The following is a 357-nucleotide window of genomic DNA, read 5'->3' as shown; positions in this document are numbered from 1 at the left end:
GCCTTGGAATCAAAGCGCGCGTAGTTGTAGACGAACACGGTGGCGCCGGCATTCCACGGCGCGAAGAAGCAGCTCCACGCATGCTTGGCCCAACCCGGTGAACTGATATTCCAGTGCACATCGCCCGGACGCAGGCCGATCCAATACAGCGTGGAAAGATGCCCTACCGGATAGCTCGCATGCGTGTGCATCACCAGCTTGGGTTTGGACGTGGTGCCGGAGGTGAAATACAGCAGCAGCGGATCGGTGGCCTTGGTCGCGCCATCAGGGATGAACTCGACCGGTGCGCTATAGGCACCGGCCAGATCGATCCAGCCCTCACGCTGCGCACCCACAGCGATACGCTTGACGCCAGCA

The 357-nt window shown here is 61.3% G+C and carries 1 protein-coding gene; it reads right to left on the bottom strand.

Annotated features, from left to right (window positions below):
* A partial coding sequence (locus tag RVY79_RS18070; protein WP_317465906.1) for an AMP-binding protein occupies positions 1-357 on the bottom strand: 357 nt, incomplete at both ends.

Source organism: Chromohalobacter sp. HP20-39, from assembly GCF_033052815.1.
Taxonomy (GTDB): domain Bacteria; phylum Pseudomonadota; class Gammaproteobacteria; order Pseudomonadales; family Halomonadaceae; genus Chromohalobacter.
The sequence above is the reverse complement of the archived record's forward strand: the minus strand, read 5'-3'. Positions and strand labels throughout refer to the sequence as shown.